At 72.6% G+C, this 15,454-nt stretch carries 11 protein-coding genes; 4 read left to right on the top strand and 7 right to left on the bottom strand.

All coding sequences use genetic code 11. The features are described 5' to 3' along the window. Positions 1 to 68: 68 nt before the first annotated feature. The 4 genes from ACFVXA_RS32700 to ACFVXA_RS32715 all read right to left on the bottom strand — a co-directional run bounded on the left by ACFVXA_RS32700 (position 69) and on the right by ACFVXA_RS32715 (position 7,732). Positions 69 to 1,865, bottom strand: coding sequence for an ABC transporter ATP-binding protein (locus ACFVXA_RS32700; RefSeq protein ID WP_390028066.1), 1,797 nt, complete (start codon positions 1,863 to 1,865; stop codon positions 69 to 71). Continuing rightward, the gene (locus tag ACFVXA_RS32705; protein WP_390028067.1) at positions 1,862 to 3,607 is read right to left on the bottom strand and encodes an ABC transporter ATP-binding protein; all 1,746 of its coding nucleotides are present in this window, start codon (positions 3,605 to 3,607) and stop codon (positions 1,862 to 1,864) included. Before ACFVXA_RS32705 ends, ACFVXA_RS32700 begins: the two co-directional genes overlap by 4 nt. Positions 3,608 to 3,788: 181 nt before the next feature. After that, positions 3,789 to 5,753, bottom strand: a complete 1,965-nt coding sequence (locus ACFVXA_RS32710) for an ABC transporter ATP-binding protein (RefSeq protein WP_390028069.1) — start codon at positions 5,751 to 5,753, stop codon at positions 3,789 to 3,791. Next, positions 5,750 to 7,732, bottom strand: coding sequence for an ABC transporter ATP-binding protein (locus tag ACFVXA_RS32715; RefSeq protein WP_384024717.1), 1,983 nt, complete (start codon positions 7,730 to 7,732; stop codon positions 5,750 to 5,752). The genes ACFVXA_RS32710 and ACFVXA_RS32715 overlap by 4 nt, the downstream gene beginning before the upstream one ends. A 194-nt stretch (positions 7,733 to 7,926) precedes the next feature. On the opposite strand from ACFVXA_RS32715, the gene ACFVXA_RS32720 reads away from it, so the two are divergent. Genes ACFVXA_RS32720 through ACFVXA_RS32735 form a run of 4 tightly spaced genes read left to right on the top strand, consistent with a single transcriptional unit; the run spans position 7,927 to position 11,495 of the window. Further along, on the top strand, positions 7,927 to 8,841 hold the full coding sequence (locus ACFVXA_RS32720; RefSeq protein WP_362031075.1) for an ABC transporter ATP-binding protein: 915 nt from the start codon (positions 7,927 to 7,929) through the stop codon (positions 8,839 to 8,841). Further along, positions 8,838 to 9,587 carry an ABC transporter permease gene (locus tag ACFVXA_RS32725; RefSeq protein ID WP_362031073.1) on the top strand — a complete coding sequence of 250 codons (750 nt, stop codon included), beginning with the start codon at positions 8,838 to 8,840 and terminating at the stop codon, positions 9,585 to 9,587. Before ACFVXA_RS32720 ends, ACFVXA_RS32725 begins: the two co-directional genes overlap by 4 nt. Before the next feature lie 26 nt (positions 9,588 to 9,613). Further along, positions 9,614 to 10,867 (top strand): sensor histidine kinase, encoded by a 1,254-nt coding sequence (locus ACFVXA_RS32730; RefSeq protein WP_390028070.1) that lies wholly within the window; start codon positions 9,614 to 9,616, stop codon positions 10,865 to 10,867. After that, the gene (locus ACFVXA_RS32735) at positions 10,857 to 11,495 is read left to right on the top strand and encodes a response regulator (RefSeq protein ID WP_390028071.1); all 639 of its coding nucleotides are present in this window, start codon (positions 10,857 to 10,859) and stop codon (positions 11,493 to 11,495) included. Before ACFVXA_RS32730 ends, ACFVXA_RS32735 begins: the two co-directional genes overlap by 11 nt. On the opposite strand, the gene ACFVXA_RS32740 is transcribed toward ACFVXA_RS32735, so the two are convergent. From ACFVXA_RS32740 to glgX, 3 genes are all read right to left on the bottom strand, one after another. Continuing rightward, a complete protein-coding gene (locus tag ACFVXA_RS32740) occupies positions 11,496 to 12,908 on the bottom strand; it encodes a sulfatase (protein ID WP_390028072.1) in 1,413 nt (470 codons plus the stop codon). It abuts the gene before it with no gap. Between the two features lie 98 nt (positions 12,909 to 13,006). Further along, positions 13,007 to 13,102: a putative leader peptide gene (locus tag ACFVXA_RS32745; RefSeq protein ID WP_326771367.1), complete on the bottom strand. Its 96-nt coding sequence runs from the start codon at positions 13,100 to 13,102 to the stop codon at positions 13,007 to 13,009. 81 nt (positions 13,103 to 13,183) lie between these two features. Further along, positions 13,184 to 15,451, bottom strand: a complete 2,268-nt coding sequence (gene glgX / locus ACFVXA_RS32750) for a glycogen debranching protein GlgX (protein ID WP_383745944.1) — start codon at positions 15,449 to 15,451, stop codon at positions 13,184 to 13,186. Positions 15,452 to 15,454 lie beyond the last annotated feature (3 nt).

The following is a 15,454-nucleotide window of genomic DNA, read 5'->3' on the forward strand; positions in this document are numbered from 1 at the left end:
CTGATCATTCAACCAGGGAAGGCGCGCAGGGGCGGGCTGTTCGCGGTGGGCCGCCGGCAGGGCGCGGGTCACTTGCCCGAAGGGCGGGGGTCCCCGTGCCATGAGTGCCAGAGGGCCGCGTAGGCGCCGTCCGCCGTCACCAGGTCCTCGTGTGTGCCCAGTTCGGTCAGTCGGCCGTTCTCCATCACGGCGACGCGGTCGGCGTCGTGGGCGGTGTGGAGGCGGTGGGCGATGGCGATGACCGTGCGGCCCTTCAGTACGGCGGCCAGGGCGCGCTCCGTGTGGCGGGCGGTCGTGGGGTCGAGGAGGGCGGTGGCCTCGTCGAGGATCAGGGTGTGCGGGTCGGCCAACACGACTCGGGCGAGAGCCAGTTGCTGGGCCCGGGAGCCGTCCACGACGGGAGTTCCCGCCGACCCGGCGCCGCCGGACGTGCGGGGGAGGGCCGCAGGGCCCAGCTCGGTGTCCAGGCCGTCCGGCAGTTCCGCCACCCAGTCGTCGGCACCGACCACCGCCAGCGCCGCCCACAACTCGGCGTCCCCGGCCGACGGTTCGGCGATCAGCAGGTTGTCGCGGAGCGTGCCGAGGAACACGTGGTGTTCCTGGGTGACCAGGACCACCTGCCGGCGCAGCTGTTCGGGGTCGAGCGCGACGATCGGCACCCCGCCGACCGTCACCGTGCCGGCCCCCGGCGCGTCGACACCCGCCAGCAGCCTGCTCAGGGTCGTCTTCCCGGCGCCCGAAGGCCCGACGACGGCCAGCCGCTCCCCGGGCCGCACCGTCAGGTCGACGCCGCGCAGCACCTCGCCCCCGCGGTCGTACGAGTAGCGCACGCCGGTCACGTCGATCCGGTCGTCCACCGGGGTGGGGGAGCTGGACGGCGCGGCCTTCGGGGCCCCGGCGAGACCCTCCACGCGGGCGAAGGAGGCGCTGCTGCTCTGGAGTTGCTCGACCCGCATCAGGATCTGGTCGAGCGGGTCGACGAGCTGGCGCAGATACAGCGTCGCGGCGACCACCGCCCCCAGGCTCATCGCACCCCGTGCGTGCAGCACGCCGCCCACCAGGAGCACGCCGACGACGGGAAGGACGTACGCGATCTCCACGGCCGGGAATAACACGCTGCGCAGGTACAGCGTCCACATCCGCTTCTGGCGCGAAATCTCCAGGGCGTCCCGGCTCGCCTCGATCCGGCGCCGCTGGAGCCCGAACGCCTCCACGGTGCGGGCGCCGGACGCGGTGGCCGCGAGGATCTCGGCGACCTCCGACGTGGCGGCACCCTCGGCGAGATAGCCGGTGCGCGCCCGGCGCAGATACCAGCGCAGCGCGAACCGGATGCCGATCAGGCCGAGCACTCCGCAGCAGCCGAGCAGCGGGTCGATGGCGAAGACCGCGCCGAGGATGAACAGCGCCTGCGCCGAGGCGATCAGCAGCTCGGGCCCCGCGTCGCGCAGCGTGTCGCCCACCACGGTGACGTCGGCGGTGCCGCGCGCCGTCAGATCGCCCGTCCCCGCCCGCTCCACCACCGAGGCCGGCAGCGCCAGTGTCCGCTCCACGAACTCCTCCCGCACCCGCGCCAGCGTGCGCTCCCCGAAGCGGTGTCCCACGTACCGGGCCCACCGCGCCAGCAGCAACTGCGCCAGCGAGCACACCAGGATGCCGAACGCCAGCCGGTCCACCACGTCCACACCGGCCCCGGCCCGTACGTCGTCGATGATCCGCCCGAGCAGCCAGGGACCGACCAGACCGGCCCCGGCGGCCAGCGCGTTGAGGCCGAGCACGGCGGCGAAGGCCCGCCGGTCCGCCCGGATCAGCCGCACCGACGCCCGGCGCACCTCGGCGGCCTCGGCGATCGGCAGCTGCGCGCTCATCGCGCGGCCTCCTCGGCGTCGACGGCCGTCTTTGAGGGCGAGTCCGCGTCCGCGTCGCGGGCAACCAGCGCCCGGTATCCCGGCTCCCCGTCCAGGAGTTCACGGTGGCTGCCGCGCGCGGCGACCTTGCCGTCCACCAGGAAGTGCACCGTGTCCACCTGGTCGAGCAGGAGCGGCGAGGTGCTGGTCACCACCGTCGTACGGCCGGCCCGCGCGGTGCGCAGCCGGACCGCCACGGCCGCCTCGGTGTGCGCGTCGAGGGCCGAGGTGGGTTCGACCGCGAGCAGCACCTCGGGGTCGGCGAGGAGCGCCCGCACCAGCCGTACGCGCTGCCGCTGGCCGCCGGAGAGACTGCGGCCCTGCGCGTCGACCGGCGAGTCGAGACCGTCCGGCAGGCCGAGGACGATGTCGTCCGCCACGGCCGCGTGCACGGCCCGCGCGATGGCCTCGTCGTCGTGGTCCCGGCGGCCGCACACCAGCTCGCGCAGGGTGCCCGCGAACAGGTCGGCCTCGTTGTCCGCGACCAGGATCCGCTCCCGCACCTGCGGCAGGGCGATCGCGTCGAGCCGTACGCCGCCCCAGGTCACCGCCGACTCCGTGTACCGGCCGAGGCGGTCGACCACCGCGGCGGACTCCGCGGGACGGGCGCCGACCAGTGCGGTCAGCCGCCCCGGGAGCACCCGGACGCCGGACTCCGGGTCGTGCAGAGGCGCCGGGGAAGACGGCGCGTCCAGCGCGTCGGCGCGACTGGCCGGCGGCTCCAGGGCCAGGAAGCGCGCGACGCGCCGGGCGGCGACCACGCCCCGGCTGAGCTGGTAGCCGCCTTCGATGAAGAAGGACACCGGCATCACGAGGACCGCGACATAGCCGTACACGGAGACCAGCTCGCCGATGGTGATGTCCCCTTGGGCGGCCTGCCGGGCCGCCAGCCAGGTCACGACGGCGAGGAACAGGGACGGCAGCCCCATGCCAAGGGCCTGGATCCAGCTGGTCACCGCCCCGACCCGGTACCCCTGGGCGCGCAGCTCCTGCGAGTCCCGGCGGAAGGCCTCGGCGAACAGCCCCTTGCCGCCCAGCCCGTTGAGGACGCGCAGACCGCCCGCGAGGTCGCCGATCCGGGCGGTCAGCACACCCTGCCGCTCGCGGTACTCCGTCTCCGTCCCCTGCAACCGTCTCATCAGCGGTCCGACCAGCAGGGCGATCAGCGGCACGCCCAGCAGGATCACCACGGAGAGCTGGAGCGAGACCGACAGCAGCAGCGCGGCCACGACGGCGTAGGTGAAGACCGCGGCGAGACCGGGTCCGACGACGGTCAGCGACGTACTGATCGTCTGTACGTCCCCGACGCCGATCGTGACGACCTCCCCGGCCCCCACCTGGCGCGCCAGCGCGGACCCCAGCCGGGCCGACTGCTGGACCACGACCTTGACCGTACGGAAGTTGGCGTCCATCCGGACCTTGGTCATGGTGCGGTGCCGCAGTGTGCCCAGCCAGGCGTTGAACACCCCGACGCCCAGCACGGCGGCCGTCCAGGCGACCAGCGCGGAGGTATCGCCCGGCTCCAGACCGTCGTCGATCGCGCGGGCCAGCAGATACGGCGTCAGCGCCAGCAGCGCCATCCAGACACTCGCGATCACCGCGCCGGTGACGGACCGGCCGGCCTGCCGGGTGACCAGCCACCACAGGTACCACCAGCCGCCACGACAGTCCGGCGTTCCCGGATCCTCGTACGCGTCGATCATGGGCTCCCTCTTCCTTTTTCGCCCCCTCCGCCCCTTCCCGTCCCGTATCTGGGGGCTGCCGCCCCCAGACCCCCCGCTTCGGCCTGGACGGCCTCGTCCTCAAACGCCGGACGGGCTGACACCCAGCCCCTCCGGCGTTTGAGGAGCGGAGTCTGGGGCGGAGGGGGCGAACGAACCTTCCTCAGGCCAGGCTGTCCCGCCAGGCCCTGTGCAGATCCGCGAACCGTCCCGTCCCCGCGATCAGTTCGGCCGGGCCTCCGTCCTCGACGATCCGGCCGTGCTCCATCACCAGCACCCGGTCGGCGATCTCCACCGTCGACAGGCGGTGCGCGATCACCACCGCCGTACGGCCGCGCAGCACCGTCGACATGGCCCGCTGGACGGCCCGTTCGCCGGGGATGTCCAGGGAGCTGGTCGCCTCGTCGAGGATGAGGACGGCCGGGTCGGCGAGCAACGCCCGTGCGAACGCGACCAGTTGGCGTTGGCCGGCCGAGATACGGCCACCCCGTTTGCGTACGTCCGTGTCGTAGCCGTCGGGCAGGGCGGTGATGAAGTCGTGGGCGCCGATCGCCTTCGCCGCCCGCTCGATCTCCTCGCGGGAGGCGTCGGGGCGGCCGATCGCGATGTTCTCCGCGACCGTGCCGGAGAACAGGAACGCCTCCTGGGTCACCATCACCACCCCGCGCCGCAGTTCGGGCACGGAGAGGTCGCGCAGATCGACGCCGTCGAGCAGGACCCGGCCGTCCGAGGGGTCGTAGAAACGGGCCAGGAGCTTGGCCAGGGTCGACTTGCCCGCGCCGGTCGAGCCGACGACGGCCACCGTCTGCCCGGCGGGGAGCGTGAGCGAGAACGCGGGGAGGACCTCGCCGCCGGTGCGGTACGCGAAGCGGACGTCGTCGAAGACGACCTCGCGGCCGGGGTGCTCGGAGGCGAGCGCGGGCAGCTGCTTCGGCGCGGCCGGCTCCGGCACGGACGGGGTCTGGGCCAGCAGACCCGCGATCTTCTCCAGCGAAGCCGCCGCGGACTGGTACGAGTTGAGGAACATGCCGAGGCGGTCGATCGGGTCGTACAGGCGGCGCAGATACAGGACCGCGGCGGCCAGCACACCCAGCGCCAGCGAATCCGAGGCCACCCGGTAGGCGCCCCACAGGACGATGCCCGCGACCGCCGTGTTGGCGACCAGGCGGGAGCCGACGACATAGCGGGCCATCTCCAGCAGGGCGTCGCCGTTGGTCCGCTCGTGCCGCTCGTTGAGCACCCGGAAGTCCGCGTCGTTGGCGGCCTCGCGGCGGAAGGCGCGCACCGGGCGGATGCCGTTCATCGTCTCCGCGAACTTCACGATCACGGCGGCGATCGCGGTCGAGCGGAGGGCGAAGATACGGCCCGCGCGGCGCTGGTAGAGCCGGATGAGCAGATACAGCGGCAGGAAGGACGCCACCGCCACCGCGCCGAGGCCGAGATCCAGCCACAGCAGCATCGCCGAGATGTAGACGAAGGACAGGATGACCGTGACGAGCTCCTGGAGGCCCTCGCTGAGCAGTTCGCGCAGCGACTCGACGTCCGTCGTGGAGCGGGAGATCAGCCGGCCCGAGGTGTAGCGCTCGTGGAAGTCGACGCTCAGCGCCTGCGCGTGCCGGAAGATCCGGCCGCGCAGGTCCAGCAGCACGTCCTGGTTGACGCGGGCCGAGGCGATGATGAAGGCGTACTGGAGTCCTCCGGAGACCAGCGAACACAGCAGGTACGCGACGGCGACGGCGACCAGCGGGCCGTGGTCGCCCAGCCGGAACGCCGGTACGGCGCGGTCGAGGGCGTACGCGACGATCAGCGGGCCCGCCTGGACCGCCGCCTGCTGGAGCAGCAGCAGGACGGAGGTCACGACCACGCGGGCCTTCAGCGGGGCGAGCAGCGAGCGCAGGAGCGCGGCGGTGGCGCCCGGGGGAGTGGGGAGCGTGTCCCGGTCGAAGGGGTCCTTGTAATCCGCGGGACCCCGCGCGTGGCTGTCCTCGCCGGTGCCGGTGCCGGTGCCGGTGCCGGTGTTGGCGCCGGGGCCGCTACCGGTGTTGGCGCTGGTGCCGTTGCGGGTGTTCCCCTTGCCGTCGTCCTTGTCCTTGTCCTTGTTCGGCGCGGATGTGGTGGGCGCCGTCATCGCTGGGCCTCCTCGTCGCCTGACATCAGATGGGCGTATTCGGCGTTCGTACGCAGCAGTTCGTGGTGGGTGCCGACCGCGGCGATCCGGCCGCCGGAGAGCAGGGCCACCCGGTCGGCGAGCAGGACCGTGGACGGGCGGTGCGCCACGATCAGGGCGGTCGTCTCCGCGAGAACGCGGCGCAGGGCGGCCTCGACGGCGGCCTCCGTGTGGACGTCCAGGGCCGACAGGGGGTCGTCGAGCACGAGGAAGCGGGGGCGGCCGACCACCGCCCGGGCCAGGGCGAGGCGTTGACGCTGGCCGCCGGAGAGGCTCAGGCCCTGTTCGCCGACCTGTGTGGCGGTGCCCTGGGGGAGGGCGTGGGCGAAGTCGGCCTGGGCTACGGCCAGGGCGCGGTCCAGTTCCGCCTCGCCCGCGGTGTCCTGCCCTCCCATGAGGACGTTCTCGCCGACGGTGGCCGAGAAGAGGGTGGGTTCCTCGAAGGCGACGGCGACGAGTTCGCGGAGTTCTTCGCGGGGCATGGCCGTGATGTCCCTGCCGTCCAGGGTGATGCGGCCGGACGTCACCTCGTGGAGGCGGGGGACGAGGGCGGTGAGCGTGGTCTTTCCCGTGCCGGTCGCGCCGACCAGGGCCATGCTTTCGCCGGAGCGGATGTGGAGGTCGACGCGGTCGAGTACGGGGTCCGTGTCCGCGGGGGCATCCGGGTAGCGGAACCGCACATCGTCGAACCGGAGTCCGTCGGCCGTCCCAGCCGCGGACGATCCAGCCGCTGGGGCGGCACCCGTCCCCAGGAGAGCGCCCGTCCGCAGGAGAGTGGCACCCGTCGCCGGGAGAGCGCCCGTCCCCGGGAGAGTGGCACCCGTCCCCGGGAGAGCGGCACCTCGCAGCGCCGAGTCGCGCTCCCGGTCCGCGGGCGGCGCCGGCTCCGGGCCGCTGGAGTGCTCCGGCGCCGCGTCCATCACCTCGAAATACCGCTCCGTGGCCGTCGCCGCCTCCTGGCTCATGGCGAGGAGGAAACCGATGGAATCGACGGGCCAGCGCAGGGCGAGGGCCGTCGACAGGAAGGCCACCAGCGTGCCGGCGGAGAGGTGACCGTCGGCGACCTGCACCGTGCCGAGCACGAGGGCGGCGCCGATGGCGAGTTCGGGCAGGGTGACGATGACGGCCCAGATGGAGGCGAGGAGCCGGGCCTTGGCGAGCTCCGTGCCGCGCAGCGTCCGGGACAGCTCGCGAAACGCGCGGGCCTGGCTGCGATGGCGGCCGAAGCCCTTGATGATGCGGATGCCGAGCACGCTCTCCTCGACGACCGTCGTCAGATCGCCGACCTGGTCCTGCGAACGCCTGGCCACCTCCGAGTAGCGCCGCTCGAAGAGCCAGCAGACGATCATGACGGGCACGGCGGGAGCGAGCAGCACCAGCCCCAGCGTCCATTCCTGGGCCAGCATGATGGCCACACCCACGAGGATCGTGACCCCATTGACCAGCAGGAACGTCAGCGGGAACGCCAGGAACATGCGCAGCAGCATGAGGTCCGTGGTGCCCCGGGACAGCAACTGACCGGAGGCCCAGCGGTCGTGGAAGGCGACCGGGAGGCGCTGGAGATGCCGGTACAGCTCCGCCCGCATCGCCGCCTCCACCCCCGCGAGCGGCCGCGCCACCAGCCACCGCCGCAGCCCGAACAGCCCGGCCTCGGCCAGCCCGAGCAGCAGCAGATACAACGCCCCGAGCCAGACGCCGGCAGGATCGCGGTCGGCCACCGGACCGTCCACCATCCACTTCAGGACCAGCGGGAACACCAGCCCCGTACAGGAGGCGACCACCGCGACGAAGGCCGCGGTGAACAGGCGCACCCGCACCGGCCGGACGTACGGCCACAGGCGCAGCAGGCTGCGTACGGTCGAACGGTCGGCACCATGGGCGCCCTCGGCCCGGTACTCGGCTCCGGCTCGGTCCTTGGTCACTGCATCTGGTGTGGACATCACCGGCGAGCCTACGGTTCGGCACTGACAGCGCCCACCGAGTTTTGGCCGTACCCGCGTCGTTCCCCGGCCCTGGGACGGGCCTGGGACCTCGGTGTTCGAGGGGTCGTACCTCCGCATCAACCGATCGGCTGATGCCGCTTCGAGCGCGATGGGCGATGTGCCGGGACCCGTCCGGCGCGGATCCTCGGGGTATGCCTCACGACACATCAGTCATCGAAGTCGCCGGACTGCGCAAGTCCTACGGCGGCCGGCCCGTCGTCGACGGTGTCTCCTTCGCCGTCGAGGAGGGCGAGATCTTCGGGATCCTCGGTCCCAACGGTGCCGGCAAGACCACCACCGTCGAGTGCGTGGAGGGACTGCGCGTCCCCGACGCGGGACGCGTCCGGGTCGCCGGGCTCGACCCCGTCGCCGACCGGGAGGCGGTCAGCCGCGTCCTCGGCGCCCAGCTCCAGGAGAGCGAACTCCAGGCCAGACTCACCGTCCGCGAGGCGCTGGAACTGTACGCCGCCTTCTATCCGGACCCCGCCGACTGGCGTCCGCTCGCCGAGCGACTCGGCCTCACCGCCCAGTTGACCACCCGCTTCGGCAAGCTCAGTGGCGGCCAGAAGCAGCGCCTGTTCATCGCGCTCGCGCTCATCGGCAACCCCCGCGTCGTCGTGCTCGACGAGCTGACCACCGGACTCGACCCGCGCGCCCGCCGCGACACCTGGGCACTCATCGAGGACATCCGCGCGGGCGGCGTCACCGTCCTGCTGGTCACGCACTTCATGGAGGAGGCCCAGCGGCTGTGCGACCGGATCGCGGTCATCGACCGGGGCCGGGTCGCCGCACTGGACACCCCGGCCGGGCTGATCCGCCGCTCGGCCGGTTCGACCGTGATCAGCTTCACCCCGTCCGCGCCGCTGGACGAGCGTGAGCTGAACGCGCTGCCCGCGCTCGCCTCCGCCGAGCACAAGGACGGCCGGGTGACGCTGGCCGGCACGGACGAGACGGTCAACGCCGTCATCACCCTGCTCGCCCGCCACCGCATCACCGCCCACCAACTCCGCGTGTCCGACGCCACGCTGGACGACGCGTTCCTCGACCTCACGGAGGCAGCGGTATGAGCACCGCCGTCATCGACCCGGCCGTACTGAAGACCGAGATCCGGCTCTTCCGCCGCGAACCCGGTGCCATCTTCTGGATCCTGCTGTTCCCCACCCTCCTGCTGGTGATCCTCGGCTCCATCCCGTCCTTCCGGCAGCCCGACCACTCCCTCGGCGGCCTGCGGCCCGTCGACGCCTACGTCCCGGTGGCCGTCCTGCTCGGCCTGATCGTCGGCGGCCTGCAGTCGATGCCGCAGACCCTGACCGGCTACCGCGAGCGCGGCATCCTGCGCCGGATGTCCACCACTCCGGTACGGCCCGCGGCCCTGCTGTCCGCGCAGATGGCGGTCTACGGAGGGGCGGCCCTGGTGTCGGCGCTGCTCGCGCTCGCCGTCGGACGGCTCGCCTTCGACGTACGACTGCCGAAGCAGCCCTTCGGATACGCCCTCGCGCTGCTCCTCGCCGTACTGGTCGCCCTCGCGCTCGGCGCGGTGGTCTCGGCGCTCTCCCGCACCACGAAGATCGCGGGCGCCATCGGGTCCGCCGTGTTCTTCCCGACGATGTTCTGCGCGGGCGTGTGGCTGCCGGTGCAGGCCATGCCGGACGCGCTCGCCCGGATCGTCGGGTACACCCCGTTCGGCGCCGCCGCGCAGGCCCTGAACCAGGCGGCGGCCGGCGACTGGCCGGGCTGGTCCCACCTGGGTGTCCTCGCCGCCTGGACGGTGCTGCTCACGGCCGCCGCCGCACGCTGGTTCCGCTGGGAGTGAGTGCGGCCGTGCCCGAGACTGGTCCCATGGATGCCGCAGGGGTCGATCACCGATGGACCGCCTTCCACCGCCAGGGCCCGTACGCCCTGCTCGCGGTCGGCGCGCTGCTCGCCGTGGCCACCGCGGACGTGGTGGGCATGACCCGGGCCGAGCGGTACGCATCGGGCGCCCTGACGGTCGCCGGGCTCGTCCTCCAGGTCTGGTGGGGCCGCCTGATGCGCGGCCGTACCCCGGAACCGTCCGCGGGCGCGACCTTCTACTACGTCACCCGCTGGGCGACCGGGTTCGCCCTCACCTGGCTCAACCCGTTCTTCGCCTTCTACGCGGTCGTCGGCTACTTCGGCGCCGAGCGGCTGCTGCCCCGCCGCCTGGTGAAGCCGGGGCTGTTCGCCACCGCCGTCACGATGGCGGGGTCCCAGTCCGGCGGGCTGCCGCCGCACGGCTGGCGGGGCTGGCTGCTGTTCGGCGCGCTGCTCGGGGTCAACAGCGCGCTGTTCACGGTGTTCAGCAACCTGGCGGCGAGGGAGGAGGAGCGCGTCCGTGCCCAGGCCGACAGCATCGCCGAACTGGAGCGCGCCAACACCGCTCTCCAACAGGCCCTCGACGAGAACGCCGCCCTGCACACCCAGCTCCTCGTCCAGGCGAGGGAAGCCGGAGTCGCCGACGAGCGGAGGCGTTTGGCGGCCGAGATCCACGACACCATCGCCCAGGGCCTGACCGGCATCATCGCCCAGCTCCAGGTCGTGGCGAACGCCCCCGACCTGACCGTGGCCCGTACCCACCTGGAACGCGCCTCCGACCTGGCCCGCGACAGCCTCGGTGAGGCCCGGCGCTCCGTGCACAACCTCGCCCCCGTGGCGCTGGCGAGCGACGGACTGTCGGAGGCGCTGAAGAAGACGGTCGCCGACTGGGCCGAACGGACGGGCGTGCGAGCCGAGTTCACCGTGACGGGGGTGACCGAGCAGCTCCACGAAGAGGTCTCCGCCACGCTCCTGCGGATCGCCCAGGAGGCACTCTCCAACGCCTCCCGGCACGCGCGGGCCTCCCGCGTGGGCGTCACCCTCTCCTTCATGGGCGACGAGGTCACCCTCGACGTACGCGACGACGGCCGCGGCTTCGACTCCCTGGCCCTCCCCGCCCGTACCGACAGGGGCGGCTTCGGCCTCGACGGCATGCGCGCCCGCGCCGAACGCATCGCGGGCTCCCTCACCGTCGAGACGGAACCGGGTCACGGCACGGCGGTCTCGGCTCGCGTACCGTTGGTCCGCCATGACCGATGACGCGACCGCCATCTCCCTGCTGATCGTCGACGACCATCCCGTCGTACGCGACGGGCTGCGCGGCATGTTCGAGTCCGCGCCCGGATTCCGGGTCCTCGGCGAGGCGTCCGACGGCGTCGAGGCGGTGGAGCAGGCCGCGGCCCTGGACCCGGACGTGATCCTGATGGACCTGCGCATGCCGGGCGGCAACGGCGTGGAGGCCATCGCACGGCTCACGCGCGCCAGCGCCCGTGCCCGGATCCTCGTCCTCACGACGTACGACACGGACTCCGACACCCTGCCCGCGATCGAGGCGGGCGCGACCGGCTACCTGCTGAAGGACGCCCCGCGCGACGAGCTGTTCACGGCGGTCCGCGCGGCGGCGGAAGGCCGTACGGTCCTGTCGCCCGCGGTGGCCTCCCGTCTGGTCTCCACGGTCCGCGCCCCCGGCAACGAGCCGCTCTCCGCGCGCGAGCGCGAAGTGCTGGCCCTGGTCGCCAAGGGCACGTCCAACCGCGAGATCGCCCGGGTGCTGTTCATCAGCGAGGCGACCGTGAAGACCCATCTCACCCATCTGTACGGCAAGTTGGGCGTCAAGGACCGGGCGGCGGCGGTGGCGGTCGCGTACGACCGGGGGATCCTGGGCTGATCAGGCTGCCGGGTACGGCAGCAGTCCGCCCGCGATCTTCTCCCACGACCCCTTCAGCTGGGCGAGCAACTCGGGCTCGTCCAGGGCGAGATCGGCCTGCTCGCGGGCGTCGGCCGCCAGGTTGAAGAGGTGGTCCTTGCCGGATGCGTCCTGGTAGTACTTCCAGTCGCCGCGCCTCAGCGCCCGGTTGGCCCGCACCCGCCAGAACAGGTCCCGCTCCCGGGGCTTCTCGCCGCGCAGCAGATAGCCGGCGAGGCTGGTGCCGTCCAGCGGATACGCCGGGTCGGGGCGGGCGCCGGCCAGCTCCAGCAGGGTCGCGGTCCAGTCGGGGGAGAAGTTGGGCTCGTGGCTGACCTGCCCCGGGTCGATCCGGTGCGGCCAGCGCACGATCGTCGGCACCCGGATACCGCCCTCCTGAAGCACGAACTTCTCGCCGCTGAGGGGCCACAGGTACGACCACCGCTCGCCGCCGTTGTCGCTGGCGAACAGCACCAGCGTGTTCTCCTCCTGCCCGGAGCGGCGCAGCGCCCGCAGCACCTCGCCGACGGCCGCGTCGAGGCTCTCGACCATCTCCGTGTACTTCGCGACCGAGCCGCCGTCGTAGTGGTTGAGCGCGGCGGTGACGTCCGCCTGGCTCTTGGCGGCCCGGATCTTCGCCGCGATCTCGGCGCCGGTCTCCGCGTCGCCCTCGGCCAGCCAGGGCCAGTGCGGGGTGGTGAAGTTGAGGTTGAGCAGCCAGGGCGCGTCGTGGTCACGGCTCACGTACTCCACGGCCCGCTCGGTGAGCACGGTCGTGTAGTACCGCAGGTCCTTGTACTCCGCGTCCCCCTCGTACAGGTCGTGGTCGCCGAGCTGGCCGAGCTTGGAGAAGTACTCCAGTACGCCGCCGTGGTTGCCGAAGAACTCGTCCCAACCGGACTTGGTGGGGCTGTAGTCGGGAAGCCAGCCGCAGTGCCACTTGCCGATCAGGGCGGTGGAGTAGCCGGCCTTCTTCAGCAGCGAGGCGAGGGTGGGGTGGTTCGGGTCGAGGCCCTGCGTCCGGTTGGCGATCGGCTCGGCGAGTCCGCCCTTCGTACGGCCCGGGTAGCGCCCGGTGTACAGGCTGAACCGCGTCGGCGAGCAGGTCGCGGAGCCGGAGTACGCGTCGGTGAACCGCACTCCCTGGCGGGCCAGCCGGTCCAGGTTCGGGGTCTTGATGTGCGGGGCGCCGTACGAGGAGAGGTCGGCCCAGCCGAGGTCGTCGCCCAGGATGACCAGGAGGTTGGGGCGGCGAGCCGTGCCGGCGGCGGTCGTACGGGCCTGGAAGGGGCGCTCGGCGGGGGCCGCCTCCGCGGCGGCGGCCGTACCGGCGACGGCCGTCACGGCGCCACCGCCGACGAGACCGCCGAAGACACGACGGGATATTTCGGGCATGCGGGTTCCTCAGGGCAGACGGGTCCCCTGACGGGACACGAAGAGGGAAAGAGGGCGGGACACGAAGAGGGAAAGAGGAGGGCGAGGAGACTGCGGGCTCAGCGACAGATGGCGCTGGACTGCCGGCACAGGTCGACGTGGCGCCGCTCCACGAGCGCGACGAGCGCGCGCGGGTGATCAGCGGAGGGCCTCATGGTCACGGACGGTGCCAGCGGGGAGGGCGGGGCGTCAAGGTAAGTCCATGGTGTGGACGCCGGGTTTCCCGCCGGCCCCCTTCACCCCACCACCCGCAGCAACAGCACCGCCCGAGCCGGCACCGTGATAGACGCCCCCGCCCGGTGCACGACCGCGGGCGCCTCGCCCTGCTCCTCGGCCGAGGTGTCGACCACCACCTCGTAGCGCGCGGCCCACGGCATGCCCGGCAGCACGAAACCCACCGGCCGGTCCCCGGCGTGCAGCACGGCGAGGAAGCTGTCGTCCACCACCGGCACCCCCCGCGCGTCCCGCCCGGGAATGTCCCGCCCGGACAGATACATCCCCAGCGTCGCCGCGGGCGCGTACCAGTCCCGCTCGGTCATCTCCGTCCCGCGCGCGGTGAACCACGCCAGGTCCCGCAACCCGTCCACCGAATGGGCCCGCCCGGAGAAGAACGCCCGCCGCCGCAGCACGGGGTGCTCGTGCCGCAGGGCGATCAGCCGCGACGTCAGCGCGAACAGCTCCCGCCAGCCGGGGTCGTCGAGATGGGACCAGTCGACCCAACTGATCTCGTTGTCCTGGCAGTACGCGTTGTTGTTGCCCCGCTGCGTCCGCCCGAACTCGTCCCCGGCGACCAGCATCGGCACCCCGGTGGACAGCAGCAGCGTCGTCATGAGATTCCGCAGCTGACGCCGCCGCAGGCCCCGTACGCGCTCGTCGCCCGTCTCCCCCTCCGCCCCGCAGTTCCACGACCGGTTGTCGTCGGAACCGTCCCGGTTGCCTTCCCCGTTCGCCTCGTTGTGCTTGCGCTCGTACGAGACGAGGTCCCGGAGGGTGAAGCCGTCATGGGCCGTCACGAAGTTCACCGACGCGTACGGCCGCCGGCCGCCCCACGCGTACAGGTCGCTCGACCCGGACAGCCGGTACCCCAGATCCCGTACGTCCGGCAGCGCGCCGCGCCAGAAGTCCCGCACCGCGTTGCGGTACCGGTCGTTCCACTCCGTCCACAGAGGCGGGAAGGACCCCACCTGATAGCCGCCCGACCCCACGTCCCAGGGCTCCGCGATCAGCTTCACCCGGCGCAGCACCGGGTCCTGGGCGATGACGGCGAGGAACGGCGACAGCATGTCGACGTCGTGCATGGACCGGGCCAGGGCGGCGGCCAGGTCGAACCGGAAGCCGTCCACTCCCATCTCCGTCACCCAGTACCGGAGCGAATCGGTGATCAGCCGCAGGACGTGCGGCTGCACCACGTGCAGCGTGTTGCCGCACCCCGTGTAGTCCGCGTACCGGCGGGCGTCCGACTGGAGCCGGTAGTAGCCCCGGTTGTCGATACCGCGCAGCGACAGCATCGGGCCCAGTTCGCCCGCTTCCGCGGTGTGGTTGTAGACCACGTCGAGGATGACCTCGATACCGGCCGCGTGCAGCGCGCGCACCATCCGTTTGAACTCGCCGACCTGCTGCCCGGTCTTCCCGGAGGCGGCGTACCCGGCGTGCGGCGCGAAATAGCCGATCGAGTTGTAGCCCCAGTAGTTCTTCAGGCCCTTGCGCAGCAGATGGTCCTCGTGCGCGAACTGGTGCACCGGAAGCAGCTCCACGGCCGTCACGCCGAGCCGCACCAGGTGCTCGATCGCGGCCGGGTGGGCGAGACCCGCGTACGTGCCCCGCAGCTCCTCCGGAATCCCGGGGTGCAGTCGGGTGAACCCCCGCACATGCAGTTCGTAGATCACCGAGTCCGCCCACGGGGTCTTGGGGCGGTGATCGTCCGACCAGTCGTCGTCGTCATGGACCACGACACCCTTGGGGACGAACGGCGCCGAGTCGCGGTCGTCGCGCACGGTGTCGGCGACCTGTTGCTGCGGCCAGTCCCGGACATGCCCGTACACCTCGGGCGGCAGGCTGAAGTCGCCGTCGACGGCGCGGGCGTACGGGTCGAGGAGCAGCTTCGCCGGGTTCCAGCGGGCGCCGGTCCACGGGTCCCAGCGGCCGTGCACCCGGAAGCCGTAGCGGCGGCCGGGCAGTACGCCGGGGACGAAGCCGTGCCAGATCTCGTGGGTGAGTTCGGTGAGCGGGACCCGCGTCTCGTGCACGGCACCGTCCCGCTCGTCGAAGAGGCACAGGTCCACGGCCTCCGCGCCGCCCGCCCAGAGGGCGAAGTTGGTGCCCGGCACGCCGTCGGGGCCCTCCCGGAAGCGGGCCCCGAGCGGGGTCGAGGCGCCCGGCCAGACGGACACGGCGGGTGCCGCCGTCCGCTGGGCGCCGTTCAGCGCGGGGGCCGACTGCGCGGGCAGCTGGTCGCCCGCGGCGCGTCCCTCCTGGACTGCCTCCTGCTCAGGTGCGCTCGACACCGG

It is taken from the genome of Streptomyces sp. NPDC058246 (assembly GCF_042881985.1).
GTDB lineage: Bacteria > Actinomycetota > Actinomycetes > Streptomycetales > Streptomycetaceae > Streptomyces.

Excerpts from the sequence above, each read along its gene's own strand:
- ACFVXA_RS32730 (WP_390028070.1), top strand. The coding sequence starts at position 9,614 with ATGGATGCCGCAGGGGTCGATCACCGATGGACCGCCTTCCACCGCCAG.
- ACFVXA_RS32740 (WP_390028072.1), bottom strand. The coding sequence starts at position 12,908 with ATGCCCGAAATATCCCGTCGTGTCTTCGGCGGTCTCGTCGGCGGTGGC.
- ACFVXA_RS32725 (WP_362031073.1), top strand. The coding sequence starts at position 8,838 with ATGAGCACCGCCGTCATCGACCCGGCCGTACTGAAGACCGAGATCCGG.
- ACFVXA_RS32710 (WP_390028069.1), bottom strand. The coding sequence starts at position 5,753 with ATGACGGCGCCCACCACATCCGCGCCGAACAAGGACAAGGACAAGGAC.
- ACFVXA_RS32735 (WP_390028071.1), top strand. The coding sequence starts at position 10,857 with ATGACCGATGACGCGACCGCCATCTCCCTGCTGATCGTCGACGACCAT.
- ACFVXA_RS32715 (WP_384024717.1), bottom strand. The coding sequence starts at position 7,732 with ATGTCCACACCAGATGCAGTGACCAAGGACCGAGCCGGAGCCGAGTAC.
- ACFVXA_RS32720 (WP_362031075.1), top strand. The coding sequence starts at position 7,927 with ATGCCTCACGACACATCAGTCATCGAAGTCGCCGGACTGCGCAAGTCC.
- ACFVXA_RS32745 (WP_326771367.1), bottom strand. The coding sequence starts at position 13,102 with ATGAGGCCCTCCGCTGATCACCCGCGCGCGCTCGTCGCGCTCGTGGAG.
- ACFVXA_RS32700 (WP_390028066.1), bottom strand. The coding sequence starts at position 1,865 with ATGAGCGCGCAGCTGCCGATCGCCGAGGCCGCCGAGGTGCGCCGGGCG.
- ACFVXA_RS32705 (WP_390028067.1), bottom strand. The coding sequence starts at position 3,607 with ATGATCGACGCGTACGAGGATCCGGGAACGCCGGACTGTCGTGGCGGC.